General features: G+C 41.4%; 11 protein-coding genes. 2 read left to right on the top strand and 9 right to left on the bottom strand.

Features of this window, described 5'->3' with window-relative positions; translation table 11 throughout:
* From J690_RS17280 to abaR, 9 genes are all read right to left on the bottom strand, one after another.
* Nucleotides 1–382, bottom strand: a 382-nt coding sequence (locus tag J690_RS17280; RefSeq protein WP_032037188.1) for a 4'-phosphopantetheinyl transferase family protein, incomplete at its 3' end; no start/stop codon positions are given.
* The gene (locus J690_RS17275; protein WP_032037187.1) at nt 375–2,240 is read right to left on the bottom strand and encodes an alpha/beta fold hydrolase; all 1,866 of its coding nucleotides are present in this window, start codon (nt 2,238–2,240) and stop codon (nt 375–377) included. The genes J690_RS17275 and J690_RS17280, both read right to left, overlap by 8 nt.
* A gap of 54 nt (nt 2,241–2,294) precedes the next feature.
* Nucleotides 2,295–3,566, bottom strand: coding sequence for a hypothetical protein (locus tag J690_RS17270; RefSeq protein WP_032037186.1), 1,272 nt, complete (start codon nt 3,564–3,566; stop codon nt 2,295–2,297).
* The gene (locus J690_RS17265; protein WP_032037185.1) at nt 3,563–7,309 is read right to left on the bottom strand and encodes an outer membrane lipoprotein-sorting protein; all 3,747 of its coding nucleotides are present in this window, start codon (nt 7,307–7,309) and stop codon (nt 3,563–3,565) included. Before J690_RS17265 ends, J690_RS17270 begins: the two co-directional genes overlap by 4 nt.
* Nucleotides 7,310–7,333: 24 nt before the next feature.
* Entirely contained in the window at nt 7,334–11,293 is a 3,960-nt protein-coding gene (locus tag J690_RS17260) for a non-ribosomal peptide synthetase (RefSeq protein ID WP_032037184.1), read from the bottom strand.
* Entirely contained in the window at nt 11,290–11,550 is a 261-nt protein-coding gene (locus tag J690_RS17255; RefSeq protein ID WP_002118032.1) for an acyl carrier protein, read from the bottom strand. Before J690_RS17255 ends, J690_RS17260 begins: the two co-directional genes overlap by 4 nt.
* Nucleotides 11,547–13,322, bottom strand: coding sequence for an acyl-CoA dehydrogenase family protein (locus tag J690_RS17250; protein WP_081405219.1), 1,776 nt, complete (start codon nt 13,320–13,322; stop codon nt 11,547–11,549). Before J690_RS17250 ends, J690_RS17255 begins: the two co-directional genes overlap by 4 nt.
* A 50-nt stretch (nt 13,323–13,372) precedes the next feature.
* Nucleotides 13,373–15,262, bottom strand: a complete 1,890-nt coding sequence (locus tag J690_RS17245) for a fatty acyl-AMP ligase (RefSeq protein WP_032037179.1) — start codon at nt 15,260–15,262, stop codon at nt 13,373–13,375.
* A 689-nt stretch (nt 15,263–15,951) separates the two neighbouring features.
* Nucleotides 15,952–16,668 (bottom strand): LuxR family transcriptional regulator AbaR, encoded by a 717-nt coding sequence (gene abaR, locus J690_RS17240; RefSeq protein WP_014208103.1) that lies wholly within the window; start codon nt 16,666–16,668, stop codon nt 15,952–15,954.
* A gap of 781 nt (nt 16,669–17,449) precedes the next feature.
* Between abaR and J690_RS17235 the strand changes: the two genes are divergently transcribed.
* Both J690_RS17235 and abaI read left to right on the top strand, forming a co-directional pair.
* The gene (locus J690_RS17235) at nt 17,450–17,866 is read left to right on the top strand and encodes a DUF4902 domain-containing protein (RefSeq protein ID WP_050688058.1); all 417 of its coding nucleotides are present in this window, start codon (nt 17,450–17,452) and stop codon (nt 17,864–17,866) included.
* A gap of 63 nt (nt 17,867–17,929) precedes the next feature.
* Entirely contained in the window at nt 17,930–18,496 is a 567-nt protein-coding gene (gene abaI / locus J690_RS17230; protein ID WP_005804777.1) for an acyl-homoserine-lactone synthase AbaI, read from the top strand.
* Nucleotides 18,497–18,557 lie beyond the last annotated feature (61 nt).

The following is an 18,557-nucleotide window of genomic DNA, read 5'->3' as shown; positions in this document are numbered from 1 at the left end:
CGACACGCATCCAATCGAACTCACGGTCCACCCGTTCAACATCGACTCCTATTTCCCCTTCTTCAGTCACCGCAAGAACAATAACGTCTGCTGAATGACTAAGATTGAAATAAACAGCTTTATTGCCTTGTATAAAAGGTTTGCCGTTAGGTTGTAATTGAATGTTGACCTCATGGGGTGAAATACCCAACTTATCTGCTAAAACAGACCTCGTTAAGACACGAGAGATTAAGAAAAGACGTGCAGCATAAGGATGATATTGATCATATCTCAACTTTTCTGCCGTATTGAGAAAGCTGAGATAATGACTCAATATTAAGTGGTTTTGTGGCACCCGTGAAACTGGGCAGACATACACCTGTACTTTGGAAATATCAGACATCACTGAGCTGTGCTGTGGTGCTAATATATTTGGTTAGAACTGGTGTGAGGTAATCATAAACCGCTTCTACATGGGTAACGTGCGGATTATGGCCTGCGCCAGCAATGATATGTACAGGAATATTAGGACTTATTCTAGTAACAATTGGGTCCTTCTCTCCAACAATTATTTCAACTTTAGAACCAAGCTCGTTTAACAAAGCTGTTTGAGATACTCTCTGCTGAGGCAAACTAATACGATGCATATACCCACTAATATGCTTGGCTACCGACACCCGGCGTAATGAATCCATCGCATAACCAACAGATAGATTTTTTTGCCCGTCTGGATGCAGATTTTTAGCAATCTTATCTTTCGATACAAAACGGAAAATTAGATTAGAGATCGTTTGTATTTGAAATATTTTTGCGGCCTGTGCCTGCACGAAATAAGGCGATATAAGGATAAGACGTGCAACTTTATTTGGATATTTCTGCGCAAGACTCAATGCAAATAAACATCCTAACGAGTGAGCAATAACAACACTATTTGGTGCTAAAAGCTTTGCAGCATTATCAATAAACTGATGATTGTTATCTTCCATCACCTCATAACTACCTGAACGCCCAAGTCCAGGTAGGTCCATCATAGCGACCTGATCATAGGTGATTTTATTAATTATTGGGAACCAACATGTGCTATCGAATGGAATACCGTGTAAAAATAATGCAGAAGATTTTTCTGAACCAACCGGTTGTTTAGTATAAATTTCTGTCCAATATCGATTCTGATAGCTGAAACAGCTAGGCGTTGGAGCTTGCATACGACCAAAACGTGTAAGTACCAGACGATCAATCCAACGAGAAAAATAAGGACTGGTATTGATTAGGTCTGCGATACCCATCTTAACAGCTATCTTTTCTGTCTCAGCGACATGATAGTTTTCATTAGAAATGAAAGCGAGCTGCTCTTTTGAGCCACCAAGCAATACCTCAGGTAATTTCTCGAGCAGAACTTTAGGTATTTGCAAATGTGGTGCGCTAACCCCTAAGTGCTCAGCAGCTAGGTTAACTAGACGATGACATTTAGGTGTCGCAGGATCAAGTAACACATACTCCTGAGCAATAGTCTCAGGAAAAGATATCGTTCGGATGAGAAAGCTCACGATATATTGCATATTGCAGAGTGGTAGGAATGTATCACTCCCATCAGGCAGCGCCAGCAGACGTCCTTGATATAACTTATCAATCATTTCGGCAATACCAATATATTGCATATCACCATAAGTATAAAAACCATCAATGACTGTCGCCGGATTTATTGCGGTCCATGGCACATTTAAACGCTTACATGTCTCAATAAAAGCCTGATGCCCTAAAATTTTCGAAGCTTCGTAACCACCATATTTATAATACAAATCATCAGCAGACTCTCGCGGTGGAGTAGCGACTCGATATCCACCAATCCAGATAAATCGCTCAAGCTGCTTCAATGTCGCAGCCCATTCAATCAGAGCAAGTCCTGATTTTACATTCGTACGCTGAGCTTCAGCTTTGCTAATGCCCCAATTAAATGATGCTGCAAGATGATAAACAACATGGATCTTTGTTTGAGCATCCGTTAGTAGAGAGTCCAACTTAAAGTCATGACTTAAATCATATTCAACAAAAGAAATAGATGGATCTGTCAGCCCTTGTGTTGCAATGAAACCTAATAGCTTGTCTTTCTTAGTTGCCGCATTGCGTAGTGCAGCAATCACCTGATGACCTTCTCGTAGAAGTTCAACGATCAATCTGCTGCCAATAAAACCTGCTGCACCTGTTACTAATATGGTCTTCCGTGAAAAATTATCTTTTTTTGCATTATTTAAATTATTCATAAATCACCTTAATTAGGGACTGCAAACTCCAGCATTGTTTTGGAGCGAATTATCTTAAAAGTTATATCGAACCTGGGCATACACCAGACTGTTATCTCTAAATTGTCCTAACACCGTATCATTTCTGCCCCAGAATCGATCGCCACCTGCATTCAATTGCCAATGATCATTAAGGTTGTAATTAATACGAACTCTCAACATCTCATTGGGCTCTGGTGCAAAATAGAAACCTGTTACTTCTAACTTTAGATTGTCATTCATGAGGTTAAGTGCATAGCGCAGCATAGCTCCATATTGATCACGCTCATATTGGTTACTGATGGTTTGCTGATAACGGTAAACTTCTCTCAATAATGGATTTGTTAGACTATCGGCAGATCTTAAGTCCTCCGTATGTTTATAGACACCTACTAAACTCACGGTGGAATTCTTCAATGCTAATTCTGGACCGATGACTACAGTCAGATTATTTTTTTTGTGCGTAAGATCTTCACTACCTTCTGAATCAGTGTGGGTATAGGCTGCTTCACCTCGCCATACGATATCGTTATAGTTATAACTGAAATCAAATCCATAGACGGTCATAGGATTATTTTTCAGTTGTAAAGTTGCTCCTGTTGGAGATAACGACTGCAGTGACAGATCGGGCATATGGTCCAAACCCGAGAAATATGATGCACCAACATCTAAACCATCTACAGAATAATCCCAGCGCATTGCAAATGCAGGTCGGCTCTTACGGTCTATGTCATATTGAACACCAGCAATCTGACGCAATGGAATTACATCTGAACGACTACGCGGATACCACAATGCAGTCCATTTATTGGTTCCAGATTCAGGAATATATGTCAATTTGATTGCATCATTTCCAAGACGTTGATCTGTCTCATCTGGTACTAGGCGCGTATAGTCACGGGGCGATAGATTATCTGTTGGATTAATCCCATCAGCTCTCCCCCACACTACAATCTGGCGGCCACCATCAAGATAGAACGTCTGATCCCAGTTGTAAGAGGCGTACAACTCACGTAAGTTGCGATTCACCTTACTCACCTGATCTGGGTTTACAGTATGTTCTGTTTCGTCTCCAATATTTATGTCGTAATGGATCTTAAACTCAGGGTTAAACTTGAGCGTACCATTGGACCAGAAACTTGCTTGCCCAATGTTTTTTAACGAACTTAAATCACGATCTGATGACCAAACATCGAGTCTGGCTGAGTTCTGGCTCACAAAACTCATTTCGCTGTCATCTGCATAAGCATGCTGCAGTAGCATAAAGCTACTGCAGCATGCAAATACCCAGTAGGCACCTTGCGTCATTTTTCAAGACTCTGCGGTGAGAAAAGCTTATCCGATAAGGTTTTTTCTGCGACAAAATCATTAACGATCACTTGTGTCATATGCTGAGTTTGCAGATTCTTCGCCATAGATTTCATGGCTTGCCATCTTGGTTTCACTTTGCCGTAAGGACGGATATCCGTGAACTCAATATGCTTTAACGGCTTGCCTGCTGTATCCCAAATGTCGATGGTTGCTGTAACAAAGTTGTCTTTGAGAATGCACATGCGACGTTTGCTATAACCAAAGTCACTCTTCACCGTATTATTAATTGGCGTTGCTTCAATCATATAGCAATCTTTGCCATTAAATTTGCCATCTGCAAGTTTGGTGTACTTCCAGTCACTTAGCTTATAGCCAAGTACATCACCATAACTAAAGTCCGTACCAATAAAAGCATCACCCTTATTCGCTGATGCAAGACGGCGCACTTTTTTCAATGCAGGCAAATAGACAAACATGCTATCACTGCCTTTTGAGTTCTCAATCAATAACGTCGTGGTTCCCTGTACATCTGCAGGCGAGATAAACTCGGTCAAACGCATATTGTTCTGAGTATTTCCAGCAAGCTTGGTCATATTTTTAGTCAAGCGCACACGTTGCTCGCCATTTTTAGAAGTCAAAATAAATTTGGCACTAGCACTTGAAGTCAGGAATTTAGAGGCATCATCACTACGATTAACAATGTCTTGAACTTCATCTGCATGAGATGTTTTAGGTAATGAAAAGGTGAGCGCAGTACCTAACAAAAGGCTTGTCACGACAGTTTGTGCAACAGGGATGCTTTTCTTATTTGAGGAAAAGATGAAACGAGGTTTTAATATTAGAATCATTGTAGGTACCATAATTAAGGTTGCAAACACACTGAATAGCATCGCAATCACAATAAACATCGCCAGCCATTGATGTACGTGGAAGCCCTGCGATAAGGACAATACGCCATCCCCGCCAGCGACCGCAGTCGCGACAAAAAGAGAAGCCTTACCAGCAGTACTTAATGTTTTACGAATAGCGTCTTTGATATCACCGCCTTCTTCGCGCAAGATTTCACGCAAACGATAGAGGAAATAAATGGCGTAATCCGCACCAATACCTACAGCCATGGCCGAGATAAGGGAATTTGGAATATTGAGCGGAATGTCGAGCCAGCCCATCACACCAAAGATGGCAAGAATTGAGAACAAAAGTGGTGTCAGAACAATCAGTCCAGCTGAAATCGAACGGAAGACCAGTGCTGAAATAAAGAATACGGCAAATGAAATTTGTAGGATATTCATAAGCTTGCCGTAAACCATTGTTTCAGTCAAAGCAATGGTTTGCGTCACGTCACCACCAAAACTCACTACAGCCTTGTCACCCAATTGAGCCGCCATATACGTTTTTAGCGACTCAAGGATTTCTTTGATACGGTGGTTGCTGCCCGTTTTCATAAGAATCGTGATCTTGGCATAGCGCTGAGTAGTATCAATGTAGGATTCAAAATCAGTCGGCTCACCAGACATTGAATACAACAGCAGATATTGAGCAACAACATCTTTGGTTGCAGGAACCTGAAATGCCTGTGGCTGATCGGCATTCATTGCCTGATTCATCCTTTTGATATAGTCCACGATAGAGATTGTTTTACCAACTTCTGGAATTGAATTCGCGAACTTCTCTGTATTATCAATCGCTTTTAGGATCTCTGGGTTTTCAATACCGTCACGGACCTTCGTATCGACCATAATATAAAGGCTGTTTGTGCCACCAAGTGACTGATTCAAGAACCTGTCATCCTGCTGCATCGGAAGATCACGTGAGAAGAAATTCCGACTATCGTTATCTACCACAATACGGCTCGTGCCGATCGCAAGAAAAACACCAATTGCCGCAATCGCAGTCATTAATATCATTCGTGGACGAACTGACAAAATGGCATCGCCAATACGATTTGGAATCCAATCCCAGATCGGTAGCCCTTTGCGTTTGACCTTGGTAACCGAAGGCGGTGGCAACATTGAGCGTAGTGCCGGAATAAAAGTCATCTCAATGATCAGCGTACTGATGATCCCGATTCCAGTAAAAATACCGAATGAACGAATAGTCGGAATATTGAAGGTCAACAGAGAGAAGAATCCAGCCGCCGCAATTCCACCAGCCAGCACCATAACTGGACCAACACGAACTAAAGACTGCACCACAGCTTCGCTATTGGCAGCTTTAGGTTCCATCCCTTGAGCAATCAGACGATCAAAATCTTCATAGTAACGCTTGAGCAACTGCACGGCGTGCCCTGCTGCAATGGCCAGAATCAAAATTGGTGTAGGCGAGTTAAAGATATCCATCGGCTGTTTGAACAGCCCCATCATGCCCATACCCCATGCCACAGCAAGCAAAGCTGTAACGAGTGGCAGAATCAAACCTTGCTTGCTGCGGAATGCTTCAAAGTGCAACAATCCAATCACCAGTACGGCAATCGGGAACAAGATATTGATACGCTTAGAGTAATCTTCAGCTTTATCTAGATAGACAGGATTACCGCCGACACTGAGCGTCATATCTTTAGATTGTTCGCTTTCTACAATTTTGTTGATCGGAGCCATCATCTTCTGGAAGCCCTCTGGACTTTCCTCAAGCTCAAGCAAAATTGCAGCAGTTCTTTGATCTTTAGACACCACTGAATTCATATAAGTTGGATTCATTGCCAACACTTTTTTCAGTTGATCGATATCATCCTGAGTGACTGAACTGGTCGGCAATAATTTTTTGGCATCAAACCCTTCCGAATTAGCCATGATCCCTTTCGCTTGACGTGCAGCCAAACTCATCATAGTTGATCGAACAACGCCGGGGGCGTTGTCCACTTCTTCGGTAATACGTTTGACTTTTTCCAACACTTGCGGCTGATAAATATCACCTTGCTTCGGTGTAATACCGATCACGACCATATACTTGGAGCCGAATTTTTTTTCGATCAGCTTGGTCGAGGTGATATAAGGATGCCCATTCGGTGCAAGTGCGCCTGGATCAATAATAATTTTTACGCCAGATGCAAGATATGCCAAAGCAATCGTCAAGAACATGACCACTGTCAGTACAATACGGCGATGTCTGAGAATCCATCGCGCATATTGCTCCATCACTAGATGAGTCTTTTGAAGTGGTTTTTCGATCTCTTGCGATGATTCTTTGATCTCCTGCAATGGTTTTTTGATCTCTGGCGATGGTTCTTCAATCTTCTCCGATGTTTTTTCGACCTCTACCGATGGCTCTTCAATCTCTTGCGTTTGCGTACTCACTGCCTCATAGGTTCCACCCTTCTGAGCTAGCGCCTGAAGATTAGCAAGATCTTTCTTGAACTGGGCAAGAACCATTTTTTTTAGCAGTGCATTAGGAAATACACCAAAAAAGCCGCCCGGCTCTGCCTCAAACAACCATTCAATCCATGTACCTTCTGGATGCTGTTTGAAGCGATAAGTACCTTTGTAATAAAACGGTCCTTCTAACACTTGGAAGGCATACAATTCGTTCGGTACCAGATGTGTAATTTCACCTTTAAAGGCCAACTCACGACTAGCAAAGCTCAAATTGAGTTCATACTTGCTGCCCACACGCGGAGTAGTGTCTAGTAGCTCTGAATGCTTACATGACAATTGCCAGCTTGCATCATTGCCCGGGTTTGCAAGATATTTAAAAACCTTATCAATCTCGGCCGGTATAAGGAAAGCATGTTCTATGGTCACCATAGTGGTTCTACCTTCTTGTATTTCTTATGCAGGAATTGGGTACATCTGATCAATTGCTTTGGCCACAGCCGCAACGTTCTCAGCGAACATAATCGATGAATGGTCACCAGGTAGATCCACTTGTGTAAGCGTATCTTTGATCAAATGATCCCAGCCGAGACTTTCCCCAAAATCTTCAGACTCATCTTTGGCTTTAACCAAGAGGATCGGAAAATCTTCAGGCTCTGGGAAATAGGTTTGAAGTGCGACGCCATTAGCCAAATAGGTATCAAAGTAAAGTCGGAAATCTGATGGGTTAGCATCCAGAGGTATGACATTGATGGCCTTAGCTTCTTTAAGAACATGATCAAACATGTGATCTGGACTCAATTCACGCAAGTATTGCGCTGATATCGTCAGCTTTTTGCCATAAGGCACAGCCAAATCACGAGCAAACCAAGACAAAAGCATGGCATCATCAGCATCTTCAGGCACATTCTCTGGAATTGGAGCACGTGTATCGATCATGACAATCCCTGTGACCTGCTGCCCCATTTGACGCAACTGACGACTGATCTCGTATGCAATCGCACCGCCAAAACACCAACCACCGAGGAAATAAGGCCCTTGAGGCTGCATTTTTTGCATTTCAGCAATATAGAGTGTCGCCATTTCTTCAATCGCCACTTCAGCAGCATCTGCTTCAATCAGACCCGGAGATTGAATAGCACGTAAAGTACGGTTCGGGTTGAGATGACGCGAGAGTTCCATATAACAGAAGGTACTGCCACCAATCGGATGGAAGAGCCATAGCGGCTGTTCATAAGTTCCGCGGCGCAGTTCGATTACGATTGAAGGTTTGATTTCTTTATTTTCACGGATGATCTCCCCCAAACTCTCAACAGTTGAGTACTGTGCAAGTAAAGCAACTGATAATTCGGTACCAAATACCTTCTTGAGATGATTGACAAGTTTCACAGCCAGTAATGAATGCCCACCTAATTCAAAGAAATCATCATGTATACCAACTCGCTTGACTGACAAAATCTGCTCAAAGGTAGTACATAACTCGATTTCAATCGAATCGCGTGGAGCAACATAATCGTTGCTCTGCTCAAACACTGGCTCAGGGAATGCTTTACGATCTAACTTATTGTTAGCCGTCATTGGAAACTCATCCAATCGGATAAACGTACTTGGCACCATATAAGCCGGAAGATGGATTTGCAGAGTCTTTTTTAAACCAGCCATTTCAATGTCATGTCCGGTCACATAAGCCACCAGCTTCTGATCGTTGTCGGCTGTCGTCTTAACCAAGACTACTGCATCTGTAATACCATCGATCTGTTTGAGGACATTCTCGATTTCGCCTAGCTCAATACGGAATCCACGGATTTTGACCTGAAAATCCAGACGTCCATGATGAGTCAAACGCCCATCCATTCGCAGACAGACTTTATCTCCGGTGCGATAGAGTCGACCAGCATTTGGTAGGGATGGTAAAGTTCTAAATTGTGCATCTGTCAACTCAGGTCGATGCCAGTAATCGACTGCAAGACCATCGCCTCCAATCCAGAGCTCTCCCATAACACCTCGTGGAACCAATCGCTGCTGTTCATCAAGAACATAAAGCTGGGTGTTCGCCATTGGTTCGCCTAAATCAATATATTTGGCATCGGTGATGTGGGCTGCACTGGACCACACAGTTGTCTCGGTCGGGCCATAGACATTCCAAAGGCAGCTGACTTTGCTCAGTAGTTTTTCTGCGAGTACAGGATCTAGCGCTTCGCCTCCGCTAAGTGCAGTTAGATGTGGGATACCTTTCCACTCACTGTCCAAAAGCATTTTCCAAGAGGACGGCGTTGCCTGCATAACATTGATCGACTTCGCCTGCATATACTCAACCAGCAGGTTACCATCTAGAGATATCTCACGTGGGCACACATGCACCACACCGCCGTACATCAGTGGAATCAATAGTTCAACAACAGAAATATCAAACGCATAAGTCGTGATTGCTAATAACTGCATATCAGCAGTTGCGTGAAGCCTATCGTTCACAGACAACAAGAAATTAGCTATTGAAGGATGCCCAATACGCACGCCTTTAGGTTTACCTGTCGAGCCGGAGGTGTACATCACATAAGCGGTATCACCAAAGGCAAGCGTCTCGCGTACTTGCTCAAGGGGAACAATACCAGCTTGATTGATATCTAGACGTGGTACAGAGACTGTAAGAGCATCCATCAAGTCAGTTTGGGTCAAGATGACTTTAGGTTCAGCATCTTCTACGATGTTATGCAAACGTTCTCTTGGGAAACTAGGATCCAACGGTACATATGCTGCTCCTGCCGCCCAGATTCCGAGGACTGCCGCGGGCAATAGCACAGTGCGGTCTACCATCAGACCTACACGATCCCCATTGGTAATGCCATGTGCACGTAAATATTCAGCAATCCCAGCAATATGCTGACCTAACGCATGATAGCTGACTGCATGGTCTCTAGAGGTCATAGCATGATTGTGACCACGCTCATCGATCTGCTTTAGAATCATTCCCAGTAGATCATGTCGAGGATAATCAGTCACCTGACCACGTAGATAGCCTAGCTGAATGCCATTCGCATAATCAGGTGCGATATCTAACTCAACGATCTTACGTTCAGGATGAGCCACCATTTCCGATAGTACAACTTGTAGTAGTTGCACCATATTCTCGGCAGACTCCGCAGAAAATATTTCAGAGTTGTATTTCAGTACACCAACCAGTTCACCCTGATATTCACCGCCCATTTCTAGCATAATATCTAGTTGGCCTTCTTGTTGGCGAACCGGAAAGCTTCCTAGCGTAAGGTCTTGACCGGCTAAAGTAGCTGAATTCTGGATTGGTAAGAGTAATTCTTTAAACTCATCCAAACCACCTAGACGTTCCCAGAACATTCCAACTTGAGCCAATGGGTTAATACTGCCATCACGCTTTGGTGAAACAGCTTCAACCACTCTGGAAAAAGCAACTTTTTGATGTTTAAGACTCTGTTTTAATTGTTCCTGCACCTGCTGTGTAAATTGACGTAAAGTCTGATCAGCATCGATGTCTATGTTAAGAGCAATTGTATTGACAAACTGTCCTAGTGCATTGCGCAAAGAGCGTTCAAGTCGACCTGCTACTGCTGTGGCAACGACTAGATTATTTTCATTCGATAGTTTGTTCAGCAGGATATAGAAGCCCGATAATACAAGACCGAACAAGGTAATTTCATAATCTTTCGCTAAGTTTACAAGACCAGACGATACTGACTCAGGTATACGGAAAATTACCGAGCTACCTTTATGCTGTTGCACAGCTGGACGTGGATAATCAAGTGGAATGCTATGCACATGTGGAGCATGCTTTAACGCATTTTTCCAAAATAGTAAGCTTTCATCAGCATCACCGATCACGTTGCTCTTCTGCTTATCTGCATATTGAGCGAACTCGATTCCGTTCACTACATTTGACTCTGTTACAAGTCCAAAACGCTTGCAGACATCACGCAGTAATAGACCAATCGACCAGAAATCCATTAAGGCATGATGAATCACAACTGCAATCACATAGTGATTCTGACCACGCTCATAACAATGGATACGCCACAAAGGTGGCTGAGTTAGGTCAAATGGTTGCTTGGTATCCTGTTCGACTAATTTCGTCAAATCAGAAGCTTCAACATGACGAGCATCAGAGAGAATGATATTAGGATATACACGATCCCAAATGATTTGCTCGATACCCTGATCATTGGCAGGCATGCTTACACGTAGTAACGGATAATCATGTAACACTGCTTCCAAAATCTCCATCGGCTTGTTGCCTAATGGCTGGTTGACCTTCACATCAAAAGCCACCACCATATTGTAGGCACTGCAAGTTGGCTCAAGACGCTGGATATACCAAATACCAAGCTGTTCTGCAGAAATCGCATGACGCGACAGAATTTTTGGTTCTAGACTCGCAATGTTATTCATGAAGCAACTCCCTGTTGCAACTCAGAAACTAGATATTCAGCCAATGCATTGATTGTTGGGTAATCCCATAGCAGTGTCGGCTCAAGTTCCAGTTTTGTCAGATCTTCCAAGTCCCCAGACACAGACAAAGCAACAATTGAATCAAGACCATAACTGGTAAATTTCTGCTCTGGATCAATCGTCTCAGGCTCTACACGCATCTCTTTAGCTACTAGCGTACGAATGATCGCGCTCCAGTAAACTTTATCCTTATTCATGGGGTAATCTCCTCTTTAACTGGTTTGGCATCACGCGGTGCCAATGCGAAATCGATAACAGATAACATGTGGTTGGTTGAAATTCGGTCTAGCAAATCTGCTAATGTGCTTTCACGTAATGACGTAATAGGGGGAGATGTCTGCCCTTCCGCAGCATTTAGGAAAATGATCAACCATGCTCCATCCTTTAAAGCAGTCCTTAAGCCATGACGGTTGAAGACCCAGAAACCCAGCACAGCAATGCGGGCAAACAGTTCTGCGTAGCCTCGAGCGAGACTAAAACGCAAAGTTTCAAACTCTTTGCTTTCCTCAGAGTTTGAAAAGTAATTCTGAATTTTTTGATCCAATGAACGCTGTTCAACCAGAAGCCGGTCTGCATGCTCACGTAGCGTAGATAGCATTTCAGTAGACAACCCTACTGTGGCTTCGGCATCGTTGAGCATTTCAATGATTGTCCCCAGCGACTCCATCACCAAATCACCATCTCGGTTGAAAATCTCAAGCCCACGGAAATCAATAGCGTCTGTCTCCACTTGTAAGTCATACAACTGGCGATAACGTGCTTTGGCTTCGGCTTGGTTGAGATGGTCGGCTTTTTTGCTACGACCTTTATTGGCTGATTTGAGCTGAAAACTCAGACTGTCTAGACAAACGGTGCTACTTCCGTCAAACACACTAACAATCAGATGGTCTCTGAATGCTTTCTGGTACATTCCATCTGCATATGCATTTCTTAAGAAGAAACGTGACCCAAGCACTGAAGAAGTGATCTTGGCAAGTGACTCTACATACTCAGGCACCAGTACCTTGACGATTGGCGACCATGTACTGAACTGATTAATACAAACGTGTAATCCGCGCGCGCCAACGAGTGATAACACCTCCGCTGCTAAAAGGTAGGCATAGGCTGTAGCGAGCTGCTCACGTACCAACGGAATACTGATTACTTTTTTGTTATATAACTCACGTTCAATGGCAAACTCAGTCGCGATGCGTAGCATCGTATCGCCAGCCCCCAGCGAGAAACTACTGCAATATGCACGCGTTATCTGTAGGGTTTTGAGTCCAAGTTCCAACCCTTGGCCCTCTTCACCGATCAAAGCATCTTTGTGAATTTCAGCGTTGTTAAAGCCAATACCACTAATATCTAAACCACGCATGCCCACTGTTGGTAGGCGGTTCAGACTATAGGTTCCTTTAGAAGCCATATGACGCTTATCAAGCCAGAATGCGCTCAAACTACGTGGTCCACGATCGTTCGATGTTTTAGCGATCAGGCTTAAAGAGTCTCCTAAAGTGGCGCGGTTAATTGACCATTTTTCGCCATTTAAGATGTATTTACTCTCGGCAGGCTGTGCTGTCACTTCACTAGATAATAGGTCAGCACCATGCGCTTTCTCGCTATAAGCCAATGCTGGAGCAGCACCACTTAAAATTCGGCTAGCAATATTTTGGCATTGATTCGGATTACCGCCGATCCACACAATCACAGACCAAGCGTTCGTGCTATAGGTCGAATTGATAGTTAGATCTCGTCGTGCCAACACACGATGCAGATATAGCAACTCTTCACCAATTTCCATACGACCTCCGAGCTCTGAAGGTACGTAGAAACGGTTCATACCCACCGCATTCAGAAAATCAACAGCACGCTGAGGATATTGCTCTTTCTCATCACGCTCGATGGCAGCGGACCAAGAAAAATCGTTGTTGTTATCATGTACGGAGCCTAAAATTTGCTCCAGACGAGCAGCAGACTGAAACTGCCGCAAATTGGATGTAAGTGACATGAATTTTCACTCAAATGATTAAAGGGTAAGGGTTAAAACAAAGCACTTTTCAGACGATTAAAAATCAGCGTGCGTACTTCACGTTCCTTGATCATTGAGTTGAGAAGATTGGAGCTATAACGAATCAGCTGCCCCCGCTGCTCACGATCACGGATGACTTCTAAGCCGTTTTTGACATAGTTTCGAGCAATCACCGCTCTACGGTTTGGATGGGTTAAACAGACCAGTTGACCGCGTTCGATCTGTTCTTTAATTTTTCTTCTTCTAATTTTGCCGCTAGTAGTTTTGTTAATTCGGCCTTGATGCAGTAAATAGACACCTTCTACAGGTAAGCCAATATCAGCTGTCACTTGTTCCTTGACCTGAGTTCTAATGGCTTCAAAATTGAGAGTCTTGTCTAGTGATTTCTTCTTGATCTCAAGTACAACCGTAACACCCTCAGAATCAGCAACATTCACTGCCGCAACACAGCCTTTACGAACAGCAGGATGTGCCATTTCAACAGAGCACTCGATATCTTGCGGGTAATAGTTCTTGCCACGAATGATAATCACATCCTTAAGGCGGCCAGTTACATATAGGTCTCCGTCTTTGACAAAACCCATATCACCCGTTCTCAAGTAGTACACTTGACTCGGCTGACCAGCGTCATCAATGATAGTCGCCGCAAAAGTTTCCTGATTGACCTCTGGCTTCTGCCAGTAACCTGCTGTAACGCTCTCACCTGCTAGCCAGATTTCACCAACTTCATGAGCCGCTACTTCTTGACGGGTATGCGGATTGACAATACGGCAATCAATATGTGCCGAGATCTTGCCACAGCTCACCACTTGCACGGCGGTCTGATCTTGACTGGCCTGTATCAGGTTGGCATTTAACTTGTCACGATCGATTGAAATTGCATTGAGAGGACCAGTCACACCACTAACTAAAAGCGTAACTTCTGCCAATCCATAGCATGGCAAGAAAGTATCTAGTCTCAGTTCCGACTGAGTATTGAACTTTTCCATGAAGCATTGCATGACGTGAGCTTTGATCGGCTCAGCACCATTAAACAGCACACGTAAACGACTCAGATCAAGTGATGCAGCCTGCTCATCAGAGATGCGGTGCAGACATAATTCATAAGCAAAGTTTGGTCCACCAGTAATCGTGACACCTTTTTCACTGATAAATTGCAGCCATTTTAGAGGCTTACGAATAAAGTCTAGCGGTGACATGACATAGCAAGTCAGGCCCACATACACAGTTTGCAAAACTGAGCCAATCAACCCCATATCGTGGTAAACAGGTAGCCATGTAAGACCAATATCTTCAGGTTGTGTGCCAAAAGCTTCAGCAATCATGACTTCATTTGCCATAATATTCTTATGGGTAACAATTACCCCTTTAGGCCAACCTGTTGATCCCGAAGTGTATTGCAGGAAGCAGATATCTTCTTCAGTAATGAGCGGGAAATCTTTTTGTACCAAATCACGCTGTAGCTCAGCATCAACGGCATGTAATATTAAGCTTTCATTTTGAGCTTTTAATGTGATCAGACCTGATAGCTCAAGAATCTTTTTGGTGGTAAGTACTATTTTTGGCTCACAGTCATTCATAATATTCAAAATATTAGAAAAACCATTACGATTAAAAGGTAGGCTGACGGGTACCGCGATAATTTTAGCTTTTAGACAGGCAAAGAACGATACGATAAAGTCCAAACCAGGCTCAAACAGCAATACAGCGCGATCACCACTGTCTACAAGATTCATTAATACCTGAGCTTGATGTTGAACCCGAGCGTTCAAATCTTTATACGTAAGAGACTGAATACCACCCGATTGACGCCCTAAATACTCGAAAGCAACCTTACTTCCATTTAAATTTGCGTGGGATTCCAATGTTGCAATGATATTATCCGTATCCATTACAGCCATAACTTACTCCGATTAATTATAATGCACCCTTAAAATTCGCTAATTTAGAAATTACATTTCTCGTCGGGGCTTTTAATAAAAATGAATATACTTTTTGTTTAAAATATAAATTCACATTACATTTTATGGTTGGGCATCATTTATTACACCTGTAAGTGCTTACAGGTTGGTCTATATTTATAAAAATCGAGAAACTAGACACCTTTTATAAATTGTTTTACTCATTTCTATTTTTTATTTTTGCAATTAGATTAAATATTAAACTTATTTTCATCTTTACTTTTTTTGTATTTAACAAAGTATCTAAAAGCTTTCAATCATCAGCGAATTCTTAGCTCGTATAATTCTTTTTTTGATATTTTAGTTTTTGATTTTTGAGATTTAATTTCTTATAGCAATAAGCCATTTAAGTATAGTTTAACAATCTACCCATATCATTCATTTAAAAATAAATCATATTTCAATATTATAATTTCCTACAACCAATACAAACTTTTAAAATTAATATAATTAATTTTAACACTCATACAAGATCATGAATAACATATAATTAAATTTTTCCATTTGGTTTAATTTCAAAATAAAACTCAGATAAATAGCTTTTATAATAAGTTGTGGTAATAATTAATTTAAAATATAAATATTACAAGTATTTACTTTATTCAAATGTATTATTTATACGTATATTTTTATAAAAGTCCTAACATCACAGCTCGGATAGCTGCTGAAATTTTATTATTCACATTTAACTTCTGCATTGAATTTCCGAGGTGAAAATTTACTGTTCTTTCAGTCACACCTAGAATCTGGGCAATTTCTGCTGACGTTTTACCCTCAGCAGTCCAACGCAGTGCCTCTTTTTCTCGGTTCGTTAAATAAAGATTAAACTGAGCGAATTCCACCTCATTTACAACTTTAGCAATGCTAGAATGTACTGTTTGAGACAACCAATACATATTTGTATATTGCGCCTTTTGCTCTTTTTCCGACAATTGGTCATTAGATCTTGCGAGTGTTAGCATCCCTCTGGTTCCAATAAAGTCACGGCTTGACTGAGCCCAACCGACATTAAGGCCATAAGAGCGTGCCTCCTCCCAGAAATCTTTTTCTTCTTGTGTCTTTGCAAATTGGCTCGACCAGACAAGAGGTTGAAGTGATACCATACAATGCTGCACAGTTGGATCTATCTTCACATATTGCTGTTCCATATACCGCTTTTGCCATGCTTCTGGATAATTATTCAACATAATCGTTTTTGGTTCAGCAATAGATAATGGCGACTGCATACCATAAGCACAGTAATCAAATCCAAGCTTTGAAGCTGTAGATTTAACGATCTCAAACAGCTGGTATTCATTTTTTACGATCAGAAATTCTGATAATAAATCCTCTTGCCAATTTTCCATTTACTCTCATTAGACTCCATTCACAAATCATTTTTGTTCAGTTGCATATTGTGAATTCAAACAATCCAATTGAAGCGTAGGTCTCTTCGTTTACCTTTATTTCAACAAAGCTTTTAGATACCTAATTTTATTTATCTGATTTCTCAATTTCAGATTTTGAATTCATCATCTAATTAACAACTCTTTTAAGCCAAATATAGTTACAAATTATTCAGACAAACTAAATTTATGAGAGCTTCTAAGGTTGTTATATTCCATGTGCGGATTATGCTTGAAAAATTAAATTTTACAGGATGCATTTTATTCCAAAAAATAAGTATTTTAAAAAAGATCAGAAGATCTATTAATTATTATTAATATTCAGTTTTCATTAATTTAATTAAACAATATTTTCTATCCCCTATCTAGCCGATATAATTTCACCAATTATTATACAAAGAAACTAAACACACCTTTAATAATTTAATAAATCAAGCAATTACATTATAACTCACCTTACTTAGGATTATTATTTTAACAATAAGACTTTATGCATACTAAAAGATCTACAACAACTCCAATCTATCTAGCATTTTTTAAAAGGCATTTTGCATATTAAAACTACAAAATTCTCGTTTTTTCATAAGTAAGCCTTAAAGGCTGAATAACTCTCTAGTAAGAACAGCTTAACGGTGTATGCCATACAATTACATTTAACCTGTTAAACATAACAGTATTTTATTGGCAATAATTTATGTTATTTATCCATTGAACCCCAATTCAAGTCACTTGAACAGGTAGCATGGTCACCATCCCCCCTCATTTCTCAATATCAGCAGATGGTTTTATTCGACTGAATGAAAACCAGCTCATGAACTATCCACTCCAACATCTCATATCTATTGTTGAATCAACACAAATTGAAGATTCTCAAATTCTCTATTATGGTTTTACTGAATGGGCAACATCACTGACCCCAGCTTTAAGTACGGGATGGGATTGGGAATTTATTGAGTACAATGGCATCAGGAGTATAAAAAGAATTGGACTGCCTCGAAGCAATATTATGCTTGTTGATGTATCTGGTACAGATATTGGATTTGAAGTTACTGAAACACTAATTGAAAAGAAAATCGATACTTTGTTCTGGGAACAGTTCATTTATGCCCACATCAATACAACTCAGACAAAGGCTAAATTAACCCCATATTTCTCTTAGAAACCTGTAAATTCTTACAGTTACCGCTTCCCCACCTGTTAAGTAAAGTCACTTGAAAAATAAGTGGAAGCACTTGTAATGAATGTTATTGCTGGATTTCAAAATAATTTTTCAGAAGGCCTATATACTAAATTTAAAAATTACCGCTATAGGGTATTTGTTGAATATTTAGGTTGGGAGTTGAACTGTCCTAATAATGAAGAACTAGATCAGTTTGACAAAGTCGATACCGCCTATGTCGTCGCTCAAGATAGAGAATCTAATATTATTGGTTGTGCCAGATTACTACCGACTACTCAACCTTATTTACTTGGTGAGATATTTCCTCAATTACTTAATGGAATGCCTATTCCTTGCTCACCAGAAATTTGGGAGTTATCAAGATTCTCAGCCGTAGATTTCTCGAATCCGCCATCTTCAGCTAGTCAAGCTGTGTCATCACCCGTCTCTATTGCAATTCTGCAAGAATCTATCAACTTTGCAAGAGAACAAGGTGCAAAACAACTCATTACCACCTCTCCTCTGGGGGTAGAACGGTTATTACGTGCTGCGGGTTTTCGTGCTCATCGTGCAGGCCCTCCCATGGTTATTGATGGATATGCGATGTTTGCATGCTTGATTGATGTTTAATTTCTTATTTGGGACTCATACTATTTTTGGCATGAGTCTCAATTTTTATATAGTTAGGTAG

The sequence above is a fragment of the Acinetobacter sp. 742879 genome (assembly GCF_000588535.1).
In the GTDB taxonomy this organism is placed as follows: Bacteria; Pseudomonadota; Gammaproteobacteria; order Pseudomonadales; family Moraxellaceae; genus Acinetobacter; species Acinetobacter pittii.
Note: the sequence above shows the minus strand (reverse complement) of the source record. Positions and strands in the feature narration are given on the sequence as shown.